Here is a 19000-nt window from a genome sequence, read left to right as displayed (position 1 = left end):
CAGCGCCGTCAATGTGGCCGATGCGCTGCTGCAGATGCAGGCACTGGCCCAGCAGGCAGCGGCCGTGCCGGCACCCGACCCGGTGGCCCAGCAGGTCGCATCCTGGGCGGCGCAGTACCGCAGTGACAAGCCCAAGCGCTGATTGACAGGCCTTAAGAAGCCCCGGGCTTGCCCTGCGGCAAGGGAGCGCTGAAAGGGTTTACCCAGCGCTGGTCCGGGTCCTGCAGCGGCAGCGCCTCGCGCGCTTCGTCTTCGCCATAGATGCGGGCGATCCGCGCTTCCAGGCTGGGGTGGCTGGCCAGCCAGCGCGCGCCGCCCAGGTGCCAGAAGTCATGCATCTCTTCGATGCTGTGCACCTCCAGCAGCAGCATGTGCTCCACAAGCGGCGAATAGGCCCCGGCTGCGCCGCCACGGGGCTGCAGGGCATCGGCCTGCAACGGGTAGTCCTGCTGCCACAGCGCCTTGCGCAGCACGCGGCCCAGCCCATCGGGATTGCGGGTCCACTGCACGGCGCGGGCATCGGCCAGGTATTCGCGCTGGCGCGATACGGCAGCCTTGAGCGCCTGCGCCGCCAACCAGCCCAGCCAGCCCACGGCCATCAGCGGCCGGCCAAACAGCGACACGCCGCGCTCGACCCAGTCGCGCCCATAGTTGAACAGCATCTCCAGCCCGAACACATAGCCGGCCAACTCCATGTTGAGCCGCGTATCGCCCTCGTGCAGATGGGACAGCTCATGCGCTACCACGCCCTTGAGCTCATCGCGGCTGAGGTATTCCAGCGCGCCCATGGACACCACGATCACCGCATCCTCGGCCTCCCAGGCAGCGGCAAAGGCATTGAGCGAGCGGTCGCGTGGCAGCACCATGGCCTGGGGCCGCTGGGCACCGGCGGCAATGCACAGCTCATCGACAATGTTCTGGTACTGCTGCTCGGCATGAGACACCGATGGGCGCAGTTCGCGCGCGCCCAGCTGCCTAGCCAGGTGCAGGCCGCCCTGGAGCAGATTGCTGCGCTTGATCCAGGCGCCGCCCAGCACCATCAGGCTGACGATGCCGATATTGGTGGCCAGAAAGCCGGCCGGGTAATGCACTGCGACCTGTTCCAGCCGCAGTTGGCTGAAGAGCACTGCGACCAGCGCCGGCGTCCAGAACACCAGCGCCAGCACCAGGTGCACGCCCACCGCAATGCCCAGCACCAGCAGCGCAAAAGCGGCCACCAGGCCCCAGGTGCGGCGCCGTGCGCTGGCTTGGAAATCCCAGAAGTTCATGGCTGCGCCGCTGCAGGCTCACCGCGCAGCGCGTGGCCATGGTCGCGGGCTGCGGCCTTCATCGGCTCAGAACTGCACGCGGACGGTGTCGCGCTCCTGGGCATTTTGCGTGGACTGCAGCATCGGCATCGCATGAAAGCCCAGCATCGAGGCCACCACAATCGCCGGGAAGGCGCGCGAAGCGTTGTTGAACGCCAGCACCTGGTCGTTATAGGCCTGGCGCGCATAGCCAATGCGGTTTTCGGTGCTGCCCAGCTCTTCGCTGAGCGAGCGCATCGTGTCATCGGCCTTGAGGTCCGGGTAGCTCTCGGTCAGCACCATCAAGCGGCCCAGGGCACCGCCCAGCGCCCCTTCCGCGGCCACCATGGCGTCCGCCACCTCGGGTTTACCAGGGGCTGCGCGCAGCGCACTGGCTGCAGCCTGCGCCTGGCCGCGCGCGCGGATCACGGCCTCCAAGGTCTGGGACTCGTGCTCCAGGTATTTCTTGGCCACCGCCACCAGGTTGGGCACCAGGTCGTAGCGGCGCTTGAGCTGCACATCGATTTGCGCCAAGGCATTGCTGGTGCGGTTGCGCAAGGCCATCAAGCGGTTGTAGACCAGCACGCCCCAGACCAGCAAGGCAGCAACCACCGCCGAGACCACCATCAAATTGGTATTCATAACCCTCATCCACCCTCATCGTTTTTAGTGGCTTGATTATGGGCCAAAGCGCTGCGGCGCCCCCATAGGGAATGCAAACCAGCGTGGACGTTGCATTTTGCGAACCTGGTGCATGACAGAAGTCAAGAAATCAGGTAATGGGCGGCAAGCCTCCCGCCGCAGACGGGGCGCTGCACAGAATGCCTGCGCAACCCACCAGCGGCTCGGGCTGGAGTCAGCGGTTGCGCATCCAGTCCGCAGTCTGGAAAAAGCTCTGGCCCAGGCGGCTGCGCAGTTTCTCATCGACGCCGACATCGCCCATCGCCTGGTCCATGCAGGCCAGCCACTGGTCGCGCTCCAGAATGCCGATCGAAAACGGCATATGGCGCATGCGCAGGCGCGGGTGGCCAAAGCGCTGCTGGTAATGGTCAGGGCCGCCCAGCCAGCCGCAGAGAAACCAGAACAGCTTGTCGCGCGCATCCTGCAAAGTGCTGCCATGGGCGTCACGCAACTCCTTGTAGCCGGGCTCCAGGTCCATCAGGTCATAGAAGCGGTCCACCAGCGCCCGCACCTGGCTCTCGCCGCCTATCCAGTCAAAAGGGGTGTCAAACGGGGGCTTTTCTTCGATGTGCATAGAGGGCTCTCAGGGTACGCAGGGGCAGAGGATCAGGCAGCGGGCGCTGCGCCTGCACAGCGCCCACGGTCCTGCCACCCGCGATATTACCGCTCTATGGCGCGGCATTCACACCGCTTCGCGCAAGGTCACGACGACCGGGCGGCGCAGCACCTCGCGCAGGCCCCACCAGCCGGCCACCAGCGCCAGCAAGGCGCCACAGGCGCCGCCAGCGAGCGGCACCCACCAGCGCGGCACCCAGGCAAAGTCAAACACAAACTGGGCCAGCGCCCAGCCAATGGCCATGGCCACCACGCTGGCCAGCACACCGGCGAGCAGGCCCACACCGGCCAGCTCGGCGCGCTGCACCTGCTGGAGCAACTGGCTGCGCGCGCCCACGGCCCGCATGATCGCGTACTCGCGGGCGCGCTCCTCGCGCGTGGCGGTGATCGCGGCAAACAGCACCACCAGGCCCGCGGCCAAGGTAAACCCAAACAGGAACTCCACCGCGCGGATCACCTGGTTGAGCACCTGCTGGAGCTGGGCGACCGTGGCGCGCAGGTCCACATTGGTGATGTTGGGAAACTCGCGCACCAGGCCATTGTCAAAGCCCGCCGTATCGGGCGCGCGGTAGGCGGCCAGGTAGGTGACGGCCACATCGTTCATCTGCGCGACCGGGTACATGACAAAGAAATTCGCGCGCATCGAGCCCCAGTCCACCTTGCGCAGGCTGGTGATCGTGCTCTCGTGCTGCACGCCGCCCATGTCAAACAGCAGGCGGTCGCCCATCTTCAGGCCCAGCGTCTGGGCAATGCCCTCTTCGACACTGACGCCCCCCGCCTCGCCTGGGGTCCACTGGCCCTGCACGATCTGGTTGTGCTCCTGCAGCACATCGCTGTGGGAGATATTGAACTCGCGGTCGACCAGGCGCTTGGCGCGGTCTTCGCTGTAGTCGCCCGGCCCCACATCCTTGCCATTGATCTGGATGAGGCGGCCGCGAACCATCGGGTACCAGTCCCATTTGTCGATGCCGGCCTGGCGCAGGCGCTGCTGGAAGGCATCGGCCTGGTCGGGCAGGATGTTGATGACAAAGCGGTTCATCGCATCGGGCGGCGTGGTCTGGCGCCAGGTCTGGATCAGGTCGGTGCGCAGCAGCACCAGCAGCACCAGCGCCATCAGGCCCACCGCCAGGCTGCTGACCTGCACCACGGCAAACCAGGGCCGGGCGGCGACCTGGCGCGTGGCCAGCAGCAACCAGCGCGGCGCCGTGCGCTCATTGACCATGCGCCGCAGCAGCGTGATGGCCGCAGCACTCAAGAGGCCAAACACCACGATCGCCATCGCAAAACCGCCCACCGCAATACCACCAAGCTTGGCATCCCCGCTGACCAGCAGCAGCATCGCCGCAAAGCCCAGTACCCCCAGCAGCAGCACCGAGGCCGAGGCCGGGCGCAGCGCACCCAGATCACGGCGCAGCACGCGCAGCGGCGGCACCTGGGCCAGCTGCAGCACAGGGGGCAGGCCAAAGGCCAGCAGCAAGGTCATGCCCATGCCCACGCCCAGCACCAGGGGCCAGCCGCTGGCAGCGGGCAAGGTGACGGCCAGCAGGCCGGCCATCAGCCAGACAAACAAATAGTGCATCGCATAGCCCAGCGCCACGCCCAGCAGGCTGGCGGCCAGACCGATGATGACAAACTCGACCACATAGGCGCCGGCAATGGCGCGCTGGGCCAGGCCCAGCACGCGCAGCAATGCCGCGCCATTGAGGTGGGCGCTGGCAAAGGTGCGGGCGGCCAAGGCCACGGCCACCGCCGACAGCAGCGCGGCCAGCAAGGCCACCAGGTTCAGGAACTTCTGCGCGCGCTCGAGGGTTTGCTCCATCTCGGGCCGGCCGCTTTGCAGCGACTCGATGCGCACGCCATGGCTGTGGGGCTGGGCCACTTCGGTCTCGGACCATTGCAAAAACTGCGCCGCTGCAGCGGGCTCACCGGCGACGGCAAAGCGGTAGAGCAAGCGGCTGGCCGGCTGCACCAGGCCGGTCGCGGCCAGGTCGCTCCAGTCCAGCATCACGCGCGGAGAAAAGCCCAGAAAGCCGGCGCCCCGGTCCGGCTCGATCGTCAGCACGCGGCCAATGGTGAAGCGCTTGTCGCCCAGCCACAGCACCGAGCCGGTCTTGAGGCCCAGCGCCTCGATCAGGCTCGGGTCCACCCAGACTTCGCCGCGCGCTGGAATGTCGCGGGTCGGCGCATCGGGCTGGCCGGCAGCGGCGGCCGTGCGCAGACTGCCGCGCAGCGGATAACCGGCCTGCACCGCCTTGAGGCCCACCAGGCGCGATTCACCGCCATCGGCATCGTCCGAGCGCGCCATCGTCGGGAAGGTGACTGTCGTCACGCCCTGCAAACCCAGCGACCGGGCCTTGTCGGCAAAGGCCGCTGGCGTGCTGTTGTCGCTCACCACCACGACGTCGCCGCCCAGCAGCTGGCTGGCATCGCGCTGCAGCCCCGCTTGGAGGCGGTCCGAGAAAAAGCTCACCGAGGTCAGCGCGGCCACCGCCAGCGCCACCGCAACCAACAAAAGCCGCAGCTCACCGGCACGCCAGTCGCGCAGCAATTGGCGCCAGCCCAACGCAAAAAAGTTGTGTTTCATGCAGCAAACATAACTGATGCGCGTTTACCCCCAGCCCTTGCCGGATTTCCCCGCAGCCCGGCGGCCGCCACCGCCACCAAGGGGCATGCTGCAAGCAGAGTCAAAGTGGCAAAAGCGCTTGCCCGAAGCACCACTGCCTACGCTGGCACAACACCTACCCTGCCCCCTGCAGACCCGTGCCAGCAGATTTTGTAGACGCACCCTACCGGCCCCATTGAAAGAGATCATCCCCAAGCAGTCGATTGCGAGTTACGATATGAAACAACAATCTCCCAACGAGCCATCCTATGAATGCCTTGATTTCACAATTGGGCCAGACGTTTGCTAAAGCTCGCAGTCTGGAGGAGCTGACGCGCCCCCTGCTGGAGATGCTGCAAAAAGTCACCAGTCTGGAATCCACCTACCTCACACGCATTGACCTGGGCCAGCGTGTCCAGCAGGTGCTGTTCGCGCGCAATACCCAAAGCCTGCAGATTCCCGAGAACCTGAGCGTGCCTTGGGAAGACACCTTGTGCAAACGCGCCATCGATGAGAACTGCCTCTACACCGACGATGTCAGCCACCTCTGGGGCGACTCGCAGGCCGCGCAGGCGCTGGGCATCCAGACCTATGCCAGCACGCCGGTGCACCTGTCCGATGGCATGCTCTACGGCACCCTGTGCGGCGCCAGTGCATCGCGCAAACCGCTGCTGCCCGAGACACGGGATGTGATGCGCCTGTTTGCCCAGTTCCTGGGCCAGCAGGTCGAGCGCGAGCAGCTGCTCGTGCAGATCCAGGTGCAAAACGAAGAGCTGCAGCGCCTGGCGCGCACCGATGCGCTGACCGGCCTGCCCAACCGCCGCGCACTGATCGAGCAGCTCGACCAGCTGCAGGCCATTGCCCGCCGCCAGGAGCGCTATGTGCTCGTGGGCATGATCGACATGGATGGCTTCAAGGCCATCAACGACGGCTATGGCCATGAAGCGGGCGACCGCTTCTTGCAGCTGCTGTCCGAGCAGATGCGCCAGGCGATGCGCGGCTCGGACCTGATCGCCCGCCAGGGCGGCGATGAGTTCGTTTTTGCCGGGCTGGGCCCCCACCTGCATGAGCCAATTGCGCCGGCTTTGAGCGAGACACAGGCGCGCCTGTTTGCCAGCACCCGGGCCGAGTCGCTGTGCCTGGGCCAGGGCGTGAGCCTGAACTACACCGGCGCCAGTGTGGGCCTGGTGGCCGTCACGCCGGGCACCCATGCCGATACCGCGTTGCAGCAGGCCGATCTGGCCATGTACCAGACCAAGCAGGCGCGTAAAGCCCGCCATCCGGTCGCCGCTTGATCCAACGCCTCAGCAAACCCTGAGGCGGCGATCAAGCCTCGCCGATCTGCGCCGCAGCCGCTGCGCCGGCCGCCGTCAGCGCCAGCATCCAGCGCCCATCCACCGCCTGGGCAAGCACCCAGGCAGGCTGCTGGGCCTGCTCCAACAGCAGGTTGAGCATCGCCAGCTCGCGCAGCAGGCTGCTGGCAGGGGCATCCAGGCGCTTGGCGATGCGCACCAGCGGTACCGCCTGCCCGGTGCGGGCCTGCTCTTGCGCCAAAGCCGTCAGCAGATGCTGCGCCAGCGGCGAGAGGGCCGGGGCGGTGCTCAACGTCCCCATCACTGCGGTGCTTGGCCGGGCTCGAGCACCACGGGGATCGATTTGGAGGTGGGCGTGCCGGCATGGGCCGCCACGGCCGACAGCGGCACCAGCGGATTGGTCTCCGGGTAGTAGGCAGCCAGGTTACCGCGCGGAATGTCATAGGCCACCAGCTTGAAGCCCTCGACACAGCGCTGCTGGCCGTCGTCCCAAACGGTGCGGATATTCACCCAGTCCCCATCGGCCAGGCCCAGCGCGCGGATGTCATCGGCATGGATGAACACCACCCGGCGCTGGCCAAACACGCCCCGGTAGCGGTCGTCCATGCCATAGATGGTGGTGTTGTACTGGTCGTGCGAGCGGGTGGTCAGCAAGGTAAACACCTGCTGGTCACGCAGCCGCACACGCGCCCGGTGCGTGGGGGTATCGACCGGCACCGCATGGGCGTGGAAGCTGGCCTTGCCGCTGGCCGTGGCCCAGATGCGCTCGCTGGCGGTGTTGCGCAGCCGAAAGCCACCGGGCACGGCCACCCGCTGATTGAAGTCGGCAAAATCGGGGAAGACCTTGGCGATCTCGTCGCGGATCAGCGCGTAGTCGGCGGCCAGCGCCAGCCAGTCCACCCGGCTGCGCGCGCCCAAGGTGGCATGGGCCAGGCGCGCCACAATCGCCGGCTCGGACAGCAGATGGGCCGAGGCGGGCGGGTTCATGCCCATCGACAGGTGCACCATGCTCATCGAATCCTCGACCGTCACGCCCTGGGGCTGGCCGTTTTGCAGATCGATCTCGGTGCGGCCCAGGCAGGGCAGCAGCAAGGCCTCGCGGCCATGGACCACATGGCTGCGGTTGAGCTTGGTGGTGACCTGCACGGTCAGCGCGCAGCGCTGCAGGCCTTTCCAGGTTTCATAGGTATCGGGCGTGGCGGCGGCAAAATTGCCCCCCAGCGCAAAAAACACCTGGGCCAGGCCATCGCGCATGCTGGCAATGGCGTCCACCGTGTCCATGCCGTGGGCGCGGGGCGGCGCAAAGCCATAGACCTCCTGCAGCCGGTCGAGCAAGGCCGCCGGCGGCTTTTCCCAAATGCCCATGCTGCGGTCGCCCTGCACATTGCTGTGGCCGCGCACCGGGCACGGCCCCGCTCCTGGCCGGCCGATATGGCCGCGCAGCAGCAGCAGGTTCAAAATCATCTGGATGGTGGCCACCGAATGCGCATGCTGGGTAATGCCCATGCCCCAGCAGGCAATCACCTTGTCCGCGCCCAGGTAGACATCAGCCGCCGCCCGCATCTGCGCTTCGCTCAGGCCCGATTCCTGCACCAGCAGCGCCCAGTCTTCAGCCTGCAGACTTTGCGCCATCGTCTCAAAACCGGTGGTGTGCGCGGCGATAAACGCATGGTCGAGCACGCCGCCCCGCGCCGCCTCCTGCTCCAGCACATGCTTGAGCATGCCACGCAGCGCTGCCAGATCGCCGCCCACACGCAGCTGAAAATAGTGCGTGCTGATGGGGCTGGAGCCCAGGGTCGCCATCTCCAGTTTGTCCTGCGGATCGGCAAAGCGCTCCAGCCCACGCTCGCGCAAGGGGTTGAAGCTGACAATGCGCGCGCCGCGCTTGTGCGCCTCGCGCAATTCGCCCAGCATGCGCGGGTGGTTGGTGCCCGGGTTCTGGCCAAAGATGAAGATCGCATCGGCCTGTTCAAAATCGTCCAGGGTCACCGTGCCCTTGCCCACGCCGATCTGCTCGCGCATCGCCGAGCCACTGGGCTCGTGGCACATGTTCGAGCAATCGGGGAAATTGTTGGTGCCGTATTCGCGCACAAACAGCTGGTAGAGAAAAGCCGCCTCGTTGCTCGCCCTACCGGAGGTGTAGAACACCGCCTGGTCCGGGCTGGGCAGCGCGTTCAGGTGCTGGGCAATCAGCGCAAAGGCATCGTCCCAGGCAATGGGCAGGTAGTGGTCGCTGGCCGCGTCATAGACCATCGGATGCGTCAGCCGGCCCTGGTCCTCCAACCAAAAGTCGCTGTGCTGGGCCAGCTCGCGCACGCTGTAGCGGGCAAACAGCTCGGGGCCCGCACGCCGGGCCGTGGCCTCGGCGGCGACGGCCTTGACGCCGTTCTCGCAGAACTCGAAGGTCGATGCATGGTTGCGGTCGGGCCAGGCGCAGCCCGGGCAGTCAAAGCCATCGGGCTGGTTGGCCGACAGCAGCGTTTTGGCACCCTTGAGCGCGATGTCGTGGTGCAGCAGCGTGTTCTTGACACTGTTCAAAGCGCCCCAGCCACCGGCTGGGCCTTTGTAGAAGGCGATTTTCTGTTCTTGCATGGCAGGGACTGGTTAGAACGCGGCTGCGTAGAGATCGTGAACACGTTCTCAGCCCTGCATTTCAACCCGCTGCCCGCTGGCCGTCAAATTCAATGCGGCAATGCCGGCATTCGACAAACTATGGCTGGGGTGGCGGCGCAGCTGCCAAGGCCTGCAAAGCCCCGGCATGCTGCAGGCATTGCTGCTGCCATTCATCCAGCGCCATCAGCGCGCGCGCCGCCTCCATAGCGGGCATCGCCTGCTGGGATTGCTGGTAGAGAAAGCCGACTTCGCTCTCGACGACTGGCTCCACCAGAGGCCAGGCGCGCAGACCTGGTGTATGGCGCACGGTCGCCAGCACCGCCCCGGGCACGATGCTGGCCATCTGGCCCTCGCCCACCGCCTGCAGCAAGGCCTGGACCGAGTTGGTCTCCATCGCCGCCTGCACTAGCACGCCGACGGCCAAAAAGCTGCGCTCCACGATCTGGCGGTTGTGCATATCGGGGGTCAGCAGACACAGCGGCTGCTGCGCAGCCTGCACCCAGGTGTAGGGCTCGGCCGCATGCAGGGTATCGGCCACGCAGGCTGGTGCTGGCGCGGACTGCAGCAGGTAGTAGTGCTCCTGGTACTGGGGCGCGCAGTGGGTGCGTGGGCGGCGGATGCGGTCGCTGTAGCCCAGCGCCAGGTCCAGGCTCAGCTCTTCGAGGCCGCGCTCGATGTCGGGCGAGCTCATCGCATGCAGCGCCGGCACCAGGCCCGGGTGCTGCTGGCGCAGCAGACTGGCAAAGCGCAGCAGCATTGGCATGGCCGTGGGCACGGCCGCCATGCGCAGCTGCCCTTGCAACTGCCCCGCCTGGGCCGAGAGGCGCTGGCGCAGGCGCGCCTCGCTTTGCAGCATCTCCAGCCCGGTTTGCAGTACCTGCTCGCCCTCGGGCGTAAAGCCGGCAAACACCCGGCCCCGGCGCACGATGGCCACGCCAAACTCGGCCTCCAGCGCGCGCAGCGCATTGGACAGCGCCGGCTGGGTGATGTGGCAGGCTTGGGCTGCCCGCGCGAAATGGCCATGCGCATGGAGCGCGGCCAGGTAGCGCATGGCAGCGAGCAGGTTCATCAGGTGTTGCTGCTCACGGAGATCGTCGGGAACTTCGACGAGAAATCCTTGGCCTGCTGCGCAATCTTGACCGCAATGCTGCGCGCCACCTGCCGGTAGATGGCGGCCACTTCGCTGTCGGGCGCGGCCACTACGGTGGGGGTGCCGCTGTCGGCCTGCTCGCGGATCTGCATCGACAGCGGCAGCGCGCCCAGGTAGTCCAGCTTGTAATCGGCTGCCATGTGCTTGCCGCCATCGGCGCCAAAGATATGCTCCACATGGCCGCAGTTCGTGCAGACATGCATGGCCATGTTCTCGATCACGCCGAGGATCGGCACGCCCACCTTCTCGAACATCTTGATGCCCTTGCGCGCGTCGAGCAAGGCAATGTCCTGTGGGGTGGTGACGATCACCGCGCCGGTCAACGGCACGCGCTGGCTCAAGGTCAGCTGGATGTCACCGGTGCCCGGTGGCATGTCGATCAACAGGTAGTCGAGCCCAGCCCAGTTGGTCTGGCGCAGCATTTGCTCGAGCGCCTGCACGGCCATCGGCCCGCGCCAGATCATCGCCTGGTCCTGGTCGACCAAGAGGCCGATCGACATCACCTGCACGCCATGGTTGAGCTTGGGCTCCATGGTCTTGCCATCGCTGCTCTCGGGCTTGCCGTCCACGCCCATCATCATGGTCTGGCTGGGGCCGTAGATATCGGCGTCCAGCACGCCGACGCTGGCGCCCTCGGCCGCCAGGGCCAGCGCCAGGTTGGCGGTGGTAGTGCTCTTGCCCACGCCGCCCTTGCCCGATGCCACCGCAATGATGTTCTTGACGCCCGGTATCAGCGGCACACCGCGCTGCACCGCATGCGAGATCACCTTGTTGCTGATGCTCACCGAGACGTTATCCACGCCCGGCACCGTCTTGGCAGCGGCCACGAACTGGCTGCGCAGCTGCGGCACCAGGCTTTTGGCTGGATAGCCCATCTCCACCTCAAAGGCGACGTCGCCACCGTTGATCTGGAGGTTGCGCACGGCACGCGTGCTGACAAAATCTTTGCCCGTATGCGGGTCTTGAACACTGGCCAGCGCGGCCAGTATCGTTGGTTCGGTCACTGTCATCGTGTTTTCTATTCCTGAGACAGCAATAAGTCTAGCGAACCGCGCTTGCCCTTGCGAACCAGCGACAATCTGGGCTTTTGCCCCTGCACCTCTTGAAAGACCTGCACCCGTGAAACTGAAAATGGCCGAGAACTCCGTGTTTGCAATCTTGCTGCGCTCGTCGTGGTGGATCAGTGTGGTGGTCGGAGCCATCATCGTGGTGCTGTGCCTGGCGCTGCTGCCCAAGGACATCCGCTTTGTCGGCGCTGCCGGCAGCCTGCCTTTCCTCGTGATCGGCGCCATGGCCGCCAAGCGCCAGTGGAGCCAGCCCAGCGCTGCGGCCACCGAGGCGCTGCTCGCGCAAGCTGGCGCCATGTCCAGCCGCGATCTGCAGGCCTGGCTCAGCCGCGCCTGGCAGGCCGAGGGCTACGCTGTCACCCCCGTGCAGCAAGGCGCGGCCGATCTGCAGCTGGCACGCAACGGCCAGACGACCCTGGTGCAGACCAAGCGCAGCAAGGCCGGCGTGCACGGCATCGAGCCGCTGCGCGCGCTGCATGACGCGGCCAGCCAGGCCGGCGCCGCCAGCGTCTATGTGCTGCTGCAAGGCGAGCTGAGCGACAATGCCCGCCTGTTTGCCCGTGACCAAAAAATCGTGCTGCTGCAGAATCTGGAGCTGGCGACCTTGCTGAAAAAGGGCGCGGCGCGCTGATGCTGCACCGCCTGCGCCCGCAGTAGCGATTGAGCGACAGGGCCGCTTGGCGAAGGCCTGCAGTTTCGGCTATGGTGCAGGCCATGTCGCCCGCTCTGCACTACAGCCCCCATTCCGCCGCCACCGCCATCGTGCTCTCCGGCGGCGGCGCGCGTGCCGCCTACCAGGTGGGAGTGCTGCAGGCGCTCTCGCGCCTGCGCCAGAACGCCGGGGCCGACCATGAACCAACGCCCTTTCCCATCGCGGTTGGCACCTCGGCCGGCGCGATCAATGCCGCAGGTCTTGCCTGCGGCGCTGACCATTTCGACCTGGCCGTGCAGCGCCTCTCGCGGGTGTGGCGCAATTTCTCCACCAGCCAGGTCTACCGTGCCGATGCCTTTGGCGTGATGCGCAGCGGCGCGCGCTGGCTGAGCCTGTTGACGCTGGGCTGGGCGCTGACGCGCTGGCACCATAGCAAACCGCGCTCGCTGCTGGACAACGCGCCGCTCCTGGAGCTGCTCAAGGCCGAGCTGCCGCTGGAGAAAATCCCGCACCTGCTGCACAGCGGCAAGCTGTCGGCGCTGGCGATCACCGCATCGAGCTACACCACAGGCGAGCACATCACCTTCTATGAAGCCGGCCCGCATGTGCCCGCCTGGTCGCGCACGCAGCGCCGCGCCATCCAGGACCGCATCAGCCACCAGCACCTGATGGCCTCCTCGTCCATCCCCTTCATCTTTGCGCCCGCCGAGCTGATGCTGCGCGGCCAGTACAACTACCTGGGCGATGGTGCGATGCGCCAGACCGCGCCGCTCGCCCCAGCCGTGCACCTGGGCGCCCAGCGCATCGTTGTCGTCGGCGTCGGCCGCTCACACGAGGTGCTGAACCTGCCCCAGGGCGAACACCCGCCGTACCCCTCGCTCGCGCAGGTGGCCGGCCACGCCCTGTCCACCATCTTTCTCGATGCGCTGTCGGTCGATGTGGAGCGGGCCCAGCGCATCAACCACACCTTGAGCCTGATCCCCGAGGCCGAGCGCGCCCGCAGTGCCTTGCGTCCGCTGGACCTGCTGGTAATCACGCCGTCGCAGTCGCTGGACGCTTTGGCGCTGGCCCACCTGCAAGAGCTCCCTACGCCGGTGCGCACGCTGCTGGGCGCGATGGGCGTGTCCATGCACAGCCAGAACGTGGGCAGCGCAGCACTGGCCAGCTATTTGCTGTTCGAGCCGGGCTACACCCGGGCACTGATGGCGCTGGGCCGAGCCGACACCATGGCCCGGCGCGACGAGGTCTGTGCCTTTTTTGGCTGGGGCAGCCGCCCCACCGGCCCCGCCAAACCCCTGGTCGCGCCAGCTGGCCCCGTAAGCGCCTAGAATTGCTCGGTTCTGGAGCGCCCGCGGGCGCGAGGGCTGGCCGCGCGCCGCCCTGCCTGTGACCAGAATCCGCAACGGCCGCTGGCCTGCGTCCTCTCTGTGATTAGAAAGTTCCGCAACCCTATGTCTCAACGAAAGATTTTCGTCACCACCGCCCTGCCGTATGCGAACGGCAACTTCCACATCGGCCACATCATGGAGTACATCCAGGCCGATACCTGGGTGCGTGCGCAGCGAATGCAGGGCAATGCGGTCAACTTTGTCGGTGCTGATGACGCCCATGGCGCGCCCATCATGATTGCCGCCGAAAAAGCCGGCAAGACGCCCCAGCAGTTTGTGGCCGACATCGCCGCCGGCCGCAAGCAGTACCTCGACGGCTTCCACATCGGTTTTGACAACTGGAGCAATACCGACAGCCCCGAGAACCACGAGCTGTCCAAGCAGATCTACCTGGACCTGAAAAAAGCCGGCTTTATCGAGACGCGCACCATCGAGCAGTTCTTCGACCCTGAGAAGAACATGTTCCTGCCTGACCGCTTCATCAAGGGCGAATGCCCGCGCTGCCACGCCAAGGACCAGTACGGCGACAACTGCGAGGTCTGCAGCTCGGTGTATGCGCCCACCGATCTGATCAATCCCTACTCGGCGCTGTCTGGTGCCAAGCCGGTGATGAAGAGCTCGGAGCATTTCTTCTTCAAGCTGTCCGACCCGCGCGCGGTCGAGTTCCTGACCAGCTGGACCCAGGACGGCCAGCATGTGCAGCCCGAGGTGGCCGCCAAGATCAAGGAATGGTTTGGCGTGCGCACCAACCCCGATGGCTCGACCAGCGAAGGCCTGGACGACTGGGACATCTCGCGCGATGCGCCCTACTTCGGCATCGAGATCCCCGATGCGCCGGGCAAGTACTTCTACGTCTGGCTGGATGCGCCTGTGGGCTACCTGGCGTCGCTCAAGAACCTGCTGGCCCAGCGCGGCGAAGACTACGACGCCTACATGGCCGACCCGGCGCTCGAGCAGTACCACTTCATCGGCAAGGACATCATCACCTTCCACACCCTGTTCTGGCCGGCGATGCTGAAGTTCAGCGGCCGCAAGACCCCGACCAAGATCTGCGTGCATGGCTTCCTGACGGTGAACAACGGCGAGAAGATGAGCAAGAGCCGGGGCACGGGCCTGGACCCACTCAAGTACCTGGCCCTCAAGATGAACCCCGAGTGGCTGCGCTACTACCTGGGCGCCAAGCTCAATGGCAAGAACGAGGACATCGACTTCACTGCCGAAGACTTCATGCTGCGCGTCAACTCCGACCTGATCGGCAAGTACGTGAACATCGCCTCGCGCGCCGCTGGCTTTATCAGCAAACGCTTTGAAGGCCGCCTGGGCGAAGTGAGCGCTGATGGCCAGGAGCTGCTGGCCGTGCTGCGCGCGCAAAAGGAGGCGATTGTGGCCGCCTACGAGGTGCGCGACACCGCCCGCGCCGCGCGCGAGATCATGCTGCTGTGCGACAAGGTCAACAGCTATGTCGATGCCAACAAGCCCTGGGAGCTGGCCAAGAAGGACGACATGCAGGCGCGCCTGCACGACGTGTGCACGGTCTGCATCGAGGCCTTTCGCATCCTGACCATCTACCTCAAGCCGATGCTGCCGGGCGTCGCCGCCGAAGTGGCGAACTTCCTGATCGTGCCGCCCGAGCAATTTGGCGACGTAGACAAGGCGCTGGGCGCCGGCCACCAGATTGGCATCTACCAGCATTTGATGCAACGCGTGGACCCCTTGCAGCTCGAGGCGCTGTTCGAGACCCCTGCCAGCCAGGAAAAGGCCGCCGCCGCTGCAGCGCCTGCCAAGGCCAAGAAGGCAGACAAAAAAGCCGAGGCCGTGGTGGACCCGAACGCCCCCGGCGGCGAGCCATTGGCCGAGACCATCGGCATTGACGACTTTGCCCGCATCGACCTGCGCATCGCCAAGATTGTCGAATGCAAGGCCGTCGAAGGCTCGACCAAGCTGCTGCAGCTGACCCTGGATGTCGGCGAAAAGGGCGATGACGGCCAGCCGAAGATGCGCAATGTGTTCAGCGGCATCAGCAGCATGTACACGCCAGAGCAGCTGCAAGGCAAGCTCACCGTGCTGGTGGCCAACCTGGCGCCGCGCAAGATGAAGTTCGGCATCTCCGAAGGCATGGTGCTGGCCGCCAGCCACGCCGATGAGAAGGCCCACCCCGGCATCTATGTGCTCGAGCCCTTCCCCGGCGCGCTGCCCGGCATGCGCATCCATTGATCTGCATGGCTGCTGACCGCCCCCGCTGCAAGCCCCTGCGCTCCCTAGCCGCAGGGGCTTTTTACTGCATCTGCGCATCGCTGCTGGGCGGCTGCAGCGTGGTGACCGTGGGCGCCGCTGCCGTCAGCGTGACCGCCACTGCCGTGGGGCTGGCGGCCGATGCAGCTGTGGGCACGGCCAAGGTGGTGGGCAAAGGCGTCGGCAAGGCCTATGACATGGCCACCGGCGAGGAGCAGGACAACAGCGGCATCACCGTGCGCTACCGGGAGCCCAGGCCGGGCGAGACCTTCCCGCCGCAGCAGCAGGCCCAGCCGCTGCCAGCACCCACACAGCCAGCGCCACCGGCCATGCCCCCAGAAAGAGCCATCCCCAGCGGGCCCTGAATGGCGCGGGCTCAGGCCGGGTCAGTTACCGGCATAGCGCCCGGGCCGGTGGCTGATCCACAGGAACACGCTCATCACGATGGCGGCCAGCACCGAGTACGCCACGCGCTCGAGGGGCACGACCCACAGCGCCAGCAGCACGACCGTGCAGTCGATGACCATCTGCACCTTGCCGGCGCGGATGCCATAGCGGTCCTGCAGGTAGAGCGACACGATGGTGGCGCCGCCCAGGCTGGAGCGGTGGCGCGCCAGGAAGAGGCAACCGGTGCCCATCAACAGGCCTCCGGCAATCGCGGCATACAGCGGGTTGAGGTAATCGATATGGATAAAGCGCGGCCCGATATCGACCAGCAGCGCCAGCAGCGCCACCGAGACAAAGGTCTTGATCGTGAACTCCGGCCCCATGCGCGTCCAGGCGAACCAGTAAAAGGGCAGATTGATCGCAAAGAAAATCGCGCCAAACGGCAGGCCTGTGGCGTAGTGCAGCAAGAACGCCAAGCCTGCCGTGCTGCCCGTCAGCAGCCCGGCCTGCGCAAACAGCCCCAGTGTGATCGAGACAAACAGCGAGCCGGTGAACAGCGCCTGTGCATCTTCAAAGCGGCCATGGCGCAGCGCAGGGCCAAGCGACGCGGGCGCAGCGGCGACAGGGCCAGGCAGGGCCGTGGGGCCATCAGGGCGGGATAGCGGTGAGGACATGTCGGGTTGACAGCAAGTTTCATGCCCGCACAAGGGTGGTGCGCGGGGCTGCCTGGCATGGGTAATGCTAGGTATAAACCCGAATTTTAAAGAGTTTCAGCCCGTTACGGTTAGGCATATCCGCAACAGTTCAGGGCCCTTCAGTGCAAATGAAGGCAGCGCTCAGCGGCTATTCACCACCTGGGTGCTGTTGCTGCGCAGCACCTTGCCCTGGGCGTCGAACACCACGGTGAACAGCATCTTGGTGCTGGGCGGGTCGATCCAGCCCCAGTCCCATTCGGCCTCGTTCTTCAGCGGATAGCTGGTGCGCTTGGCCGGCTGGCCCAGCAGGCGGCGGATCTGCTGCTGATCCATGCCCGGCTGCACCTTGGCAAAGTAGGCAGGGGCCAGCACCTGGCGCAGCGCGCTCATCTTGCCGTCGGTGCCAATGGTGATCATGTAGTTCTGCGCACCGGCGGGCTGGCGCGTGTACTCCAGCGTGTGCGAGCCATCGGCCTCGTCCCAGATCTGGTTGGGCTCACCAAAGCGGTCGCGCACGTCCTGCTCGGTGGAGACGTGCTCTTCCAGTTCCTTGATGCGCTGCTGGTCGCAGCCCGCCAAAAACACGGAAACGGCCAGCGCAGAGGTGGCGATTGCAAGCTTGGTGAAGAAGGACATGGTCAGGTTCGGTAGAATCCAGGCACAAGAGGTAAATATACGCTATGTCTTTCTTCCGCCGCCCCGACTACCAATCCGACACCACCCAGTTCCTGCTCAAGCTCAAGGCCGACAAGCCCGAGCTGGAACAAGGCCAGCGCGAAGGCCGTGCCCTGCTCTGGGACAAGGATCTGGACCGCCAGCAGCAAGCCGAGTACCAAACCGCACGTGTGGCGCAAAAGCCCTACGTGTACCAAACCAACCACGATTGATCGCCCTGCCCGCTGCCGGCCGCCTGGCCCGCAGCGGCTTTCGATCCCGCATAGCCCCCGCGCATGGCAACACCCGGCAACCTGACCCAGGCTGAGGACGACGTGCGCCCCGCCGCTGGGGCTGCCGCCATGCCCGAGGTGGTGGATCAGGTCGCGCTCGCGCGGCTCTACGGCGAGCCGCTGTTTGCCATGCCCACCGACCTGTACATCCCGCCCGATGCGCTGGAGGTGTTCCTGGAGGCGTTTGAAGGCCCGCTGGACTTGCTGCTCTACCTGATCCGCAAGCAGAACTTCAACATCCTCGACATCCCGATGCTGAGCGTCACCCGCCAGTACCTGAGCTATGTCGACGAGATCCGCAGCCGCAACCTGGAGCTGGCCGCCGAGTACCTGCTGATGGCCGCGATGCTGATCGAGATCAAGTCGCGCATGCTGCTGCCGCCCAAAAAGCAGGCCGAGGGCGAAGAGGCCGAAGACCCGCGTGCCGAGTTGGTGCGCCGCCTGCTGGAGTACGAGCAGATGAAGCTCGCCGCCCAGGGCCTGGGTGCCGTGCCGCAGTATGGGCGCGACTTCATCAAGGCCCAGGTCTTTATCGAGCAGGCGCTGCAGCCGCGCTTTCCCGATGTGGAGATGTCCGAGCTGCAAGAGGCCTGGCGCGACATCCTCAAACGCGCCAAGCTGGTGCAGACCCACAAGATCACCCGCGAGGAGCTCTCGGTGCGCGAGTACATGAGCGCGATCCTCAAGCGACTGCAAGGGCGGCGCTTTGTTGAGTTCGAGGACATCTTCGAGCCGGAAAAAGGCAGCACCGTGCTGGTGGTGACCTTCATCGCGCTGCTGGAGCTGGCCAAGGAAACGCTGATCGAGATCACCCAGGCAGAAGCCTTTGCGCCCATCTATGTGCGGCTGTCCTATACGCCCGTCTAGCACGGCGGGATCGGACCGAGCCGCTGCCCAAGCCCCTTTTCACTGCCCTTTATTCCATCGGAGACACACCATGCCGCATCTCGTCATCGAATACACCAGCAACCTGGAGAACTTTCCCGAGGCCCATCTGCTCGATGCCCTCAACGCCGCCGTCATCGCCAGCGGCCAGGTGCAGAACGAGCAGGACCTCAAGAGCCGCACCGTGCGCACCGAGCAGTTCGTCATTGGCGCCGACCCCACCGCCCTGCGCGGCTTTGTGCATGCCGAGCTGCGCCTGCTGGCCGGCCGCACGCCCGAGGCCAAGCGTGACCTGTCCGACCGCATCGGCGCGGTGCTGCGCGAGTTCACGCCCCACCCCGAAGGCATGCTGGTGCAGCTGAGCGTGGACATTGTCGACATGGACCGGGGCGCGTACTACAAGGGCACGCTGTAAGCAGCCTTCAGGGGCCGCGAGCTTCGCGGCACCGCCAATACAAAGGCCTGCCGTCTCTCTGAAGACGGCAGG

Annotated in this window: 18 protein-coding genes; 8 read left to right on the top strand and 10 right to left on the bottom strand. The window is 65.9% G+C overall.

The window, feature by feature from the left end:
- Positions 1-152: 152 nt before the first annotated feature.
- From F0Q04_RS07930 to F0Q04_RS07915, 4 genes are all read right to left on the bottom strand, one after another.
- On the bottom strand, positions 153-1268 hold the full coding sequence (locus F0Q04_RS07930; RefSeq protein WP_182345118.1) for a M48 family metalloprotease: 1116 nt from the start codon (positions 1266-1268) through the stop codon (positions 153-155).
- Between the two features lie 66 nt (positions 1269-1334).
- Positions 1335-1928 (bottom strand): LemA family protein, encoded by a 594-nt coding sequence (locus F0Q04_RS07925; protein WP_116924739.1) that lies wholly within the window; start codon positions 1926-1928, stop codon positions 1335-1337.
- A gap of 214 nt (positions 1929-2142) precedes the next feature.
- The gene (locus F0Q04_RS07920; RefSeq protein ID WP_116924738.1) at positions 2143-2541 is read right to left on the bottom strand and encodes a group II truncated hemoglobin; all 399 of its coding nucleotides are present in this window, start codon (positions 2539-2541) and stop codon (positions 2143-2145) included.
- Positions 2542-2649: 108 nt separating this feature from the next.
- A complete protein-coding gene (locus tag F0Q04_RS07915) occupies positions 2650-5166 on the bottom strand; it encodes an ABC transporter permease (protein ID WP_116924737.1) in 2517 nt (838 codons plus the stop codon).
- A 287-nt stretch (positions 5167-5453) separates the two neighbouring features.
- Between F0Q04_RS07915 and F0Q04_RS07910 the strand changes: the two genes are divergently transcribed.
- On the top strand, positions 5454-6479 hold the full coding sequence (locus F0Q04_RS07910; RefSeq protein ID WP_116924736.1) for a sensor domain-containing diguanylate cyclase: 1026 nt from the start codon (positions 5454-5456) through the stop codon (positions 6477-6479).
- Between the two features lie 31 nt (positions 6480-6510).
- On the opposite strand, the gene F0Q04_RS07905 is transcribed toward F0Q04_RS07910, so the two are convergent.
- From F0Q04_RS07905 to apbC, 4 genes are all read right to left on the bottom strand, one after another.
- Positions 6511-6798, bottom strand: coding sequence for a hypothetical protein (locus F0Q04_RS07905; RefSeq protein WP_133248069.1), 288 nt, complete (start codon positions 6796-6798; stop codon positions 6511-6513).
- Complete coding sequence (locus F0Q04_RS07900; RefSeq protein WP_182345117.1) at positions 6798-9089, bottom strand: FdhF/YdeP family oxidoreductase; 2292 nt, start codon at positions 9087-9089, stop codon at positions 6798-6800. Before F0Q04_RS07900 ends, F0Q04_RS07905 begins: the two co-directional genes overlap by 1 nt.
- A 118-nt stretch (positions 9090-9207) precedes the next feature.
- Positions 9208-10179, bottom strand: coding sequence for a LysR family transcriptional regulator (locus F0Q04_RS07895; protein ID WP_182345116.1), 972 nt, complete (start codon positions 10177-10179; stop codon positions 9208-9210).
- Positions 10179-11270, bottom strand: coding sequence for an iron-sulfur cluster carrier protein ApbC (gene apbC / locus F0Q04_RS07890; RefSeq protein ID WP_116924732.1), 1092 nt, complete (start codon positions 11268-11270; stop codon positions 10179-10181). Before apbC ends, F0Q04_RS07895 begins: the two co-directional genes overlap by 1 nt.
- A gap of 109 nt (positions 11271-11379) precedes the next feature.
- On the opposite strand from apbC, the gene F0Q04_RS07885 reads away from it, so the two are divergent.
- The 4 genes from F0Q04_RS07885 (at position 11380) to F0Q04_RS07870 (ending at position 15964) form a co-directional block, all read left to right on the top strand.
- Positions 11380-11958 carry a restriction endonuclease gene (locus F0Q04_RS07885; protein WP_116924731.1) on the top strand — a complete coding sequence of 193 codons (579 nt, stop codon included), beginning with the start codon at positions 11380-11382 and terminating at the stop codon, positions 11956-11958.
- A gap of 83 nt (positions 11959-12041) precedes the next feature.
- A complete protein-coding gene (locus tag F0Q04_RS07880) occupies positions 12042-13307 on the top strand; it encodes a patatin-like phospholipase family protein (RefSeq protein WP_116924914.1) in 1266 nt (421 codons plus the stop codon).
- Positions 13308-13430: 123 nt separating this feature from the next.
- Positions 13431-15581 carry a methionine--tRNA ligase gene (gene metG / locus F0Q04_RS07875; protein WP_182345115.1) on the top strand — a complete coding sequence of 717 codons (2151 nt, stop codon included), beginning with the start codon at positions 13431-13433 and terminating at the stop codon, positions 15579-15581.
- Between the two features lie 5 nt (positions 15582-15586).
- Positions 15587-15964, top strand: a complete 378-nt coding sequence (locus F0Q04_RS07870) for a hypothetical protein (RefSeq protein WP_182345114.1) — start codon at positions 15587-15589, stop codon at positions 15962-15964.
- A 21-nt stretch (positions 15965-15985) separates the two neighbouring features.
- Here F0Q04_RS07870 and F0Q04_RS07865 read toward each other — a convergent pair whose 3' ends face one another.
- On the bottom strand, positions 15986-16660 hold the full coding sequence (locus F0Q04_RS07865) for a YitT family protein (RefSeq protein ID WP_116924729.1): 675 nt from the start codon (positions 16658-16660) through the stop codon (positions 15986-15988).
- 162 nt (positions 16661-16822) lie between these two features.
- Positions 16823-17317, bottom strand: coding sequence for an outer membrane protein assembly factor BamE (locus tag F0Q04_RS07860; RefSeq protein WP_116924728.1), 495 nt, complete (start codon positions 17315-17317; stop codon positions 16823-16825).
- 44 nt (positions 17318-17361) lie between these two features.
- Between F0Q04_RS07860 and F0Q04_RS07855 the strand changes: the two genes are divergently transcribed.
- The 3 genes from F0Q04_RS07855 (at position 17362) to F0Q04_RS07845 (ending at position 18928) form a co-directional block, all read left to right on the top strand.
- Positions 17362-17568, top strand: a complete 207-nt coding sequence (locus F0Q04_RS07855) for a DUF3460 family protein (RefSeq protein WP_021026491.1) — start codon at positions 17362-17364, stop codon at positions 17566-17568.
- Between the two features lie 63 nt (positions 17569-17631).
- Positions 17632-18495, top strand: a complete 864-nt coding sequence (locus tag F0Q04_RS07850; protein WP_116924727.1) for a segregation and condensation protein A — start codon at positions 17632-17634, stop codon at positions 18493-18495.
- Positions 18496-18565: 70 nt separating this feature from the next.
- A complete protein-coding gene (locus F0Q04_RS07845; RefSeq protein WP_116924726.1) occupies positions 18566-18928 on the top strand; it encodes a 5-carboxymethyl-2-hydroxymuconate Delta-isomerase in 363 nt (120 codons plus the stop codon).
- The last annotated feature ends 72 nt before the right edge of the window (positions 18929-19000 follow it).

It is taken from the genome of Comamonas koreensis (assembly GCF_014076495.1).
Lineage (GTDB): Bacteria > Pseudomonadota > Gammaproteobacteria > Burkholderiales > Burkholderiaceae_C > Comamonas > Comamonas squillarum.
This window is presented reverse-complemented; position numbering and strand designations above follow the sequence as displayed.

What these genes read in the sequence shown, in the direction of transcription:
- apbC (WP_116924732.1), bottom strand. Translation starts at nt 11,270, where the DNA reads ATGACAGTGACCGAACCAACGATACTGGCCGCGCTGGCCAGTGTTCAA.
- F0Q04_RS07860 (WP_116924728.1), bottom strand. Translation starts at nt 17,317, where the DNA reads ATGTCCTTCTTCACCAAGCTTGCAATCGCCACCTCTGCGCTGGCCGTT.
- F0Q04_RS07925 (WP_116924739.1), bottom strand. Translation starts at nt 1,928, where the DNA reads ATGAATACCAATTTGATGGTGGTCTCGGCGGTGGTTGCTGCCTTGCTG.
- F0Q04_RS07850 (WP_116924727.1), top strand. Translation starts at nt 17,632, where the DNA reads ATGGCAACACCCGGCAACCTGACCCAGGCTGAGGACGACGTGCGCCCC.
- F0Q04_RS07905 (WP_133248069.1), bottom strand. Translation starts at nt 6,798, where the DNA reads ATGGGGACGTTGAGCACCGCCCCGGCCCTCTCGCCGCTGGCGCAGCAT.
- F0Q04_RS07910 (WP_116924736.1), top strand. Translation starts at nt 5,454, where the DNA reads ATGAATGCCTTGATTTCACAATTGGGCCAGACGTTTGCTAAAGCTCGC.
- F0Q04_RS07915 (WP_116924737.1), bottom strand. Translation starts at nt 5,166, where the DNA reads ATGAAACACAACTTTTTTGCGTTGGGCTGGCGCCAATTGCTGCGCGAC.
- F0Q04_RS07880 (WP_116924914.1), top strand. Translation starts at nt 12,042, where the DNA reads ATGTCGCCCGCTCTGCACTACAGCCCCCATTCCGCCGCCACCGCCATC.
- F0Q04_RS07855 (WP_021026491.1), top strand. Translation starts at nt 17,362, where the DNA reads ATGTCTTTCTTCCGCCGCCCCGACTACCAATCCGACACCACCCAGTTC.
- F0Q04_RS07920 (WP_116924738.1), bottom strand. Translation starts at nt 2,541, where the DNA reads ATGCACATCGAAGAAAAGCCCCCGTTTGACACCCCTTTTGACTGGATA.
- F0Q04_RS07930 (WP_182345118.1), bottom strand. Translation starts at nt 1,268, where the DNA reads ATGAACTTCTGGGATTTCCAAGCCAGCGCACGGCGCCGCACCTGGGGC.
- F0Q04_RS07895 (WP_182345116.1), bottom strand. Translation starts at nt 10,179, where the DNA reads ATGAACCTGCTCGCTGCCATGCGCTACCTGGCCGCGCTCCATGCGCAT.
- F0Q04_RS07900 (WP_182345117.1), bottom strand. Translation starts at nt 9,089, where the DNA reads ATGCAAGAACAGAAAATCGCCTTCTACAAAGGCCCAGCCGGTGGCTGG.
- F0Q04_RS07870 (WP_182345114.1), top strand. Translation starts at nt 15,587, where the DNA reads ATGGCTGCTGACCGCCCCCGCTGCAAGCCCCTGCGCTCCCTAGCCGCA.
- F0Q04_RS07865 (WP_116924729.1), bottom strand. Translation starts at nt 16,660, where the DNA reads ATGTCCTCACCGCTATCCCGCCCTGATGGCCCCACGGCCCTGCCTGGC.
- metG (WP_182345115.1), top strand. Translation starts at nt 13,431, where the DNA reads ATGTCTCAACGAAAGATTTTCGTCACCACCGCCCTGCCGTATGCGAAC.
- F0Q04_RS07845 (WP_116924726.1), top strand. Translation starts at nt 18,566, where the DNA reads ATGCCGCATCTCGTCATCGAATACACCAGCAACCTGGAGAACTTTCCC.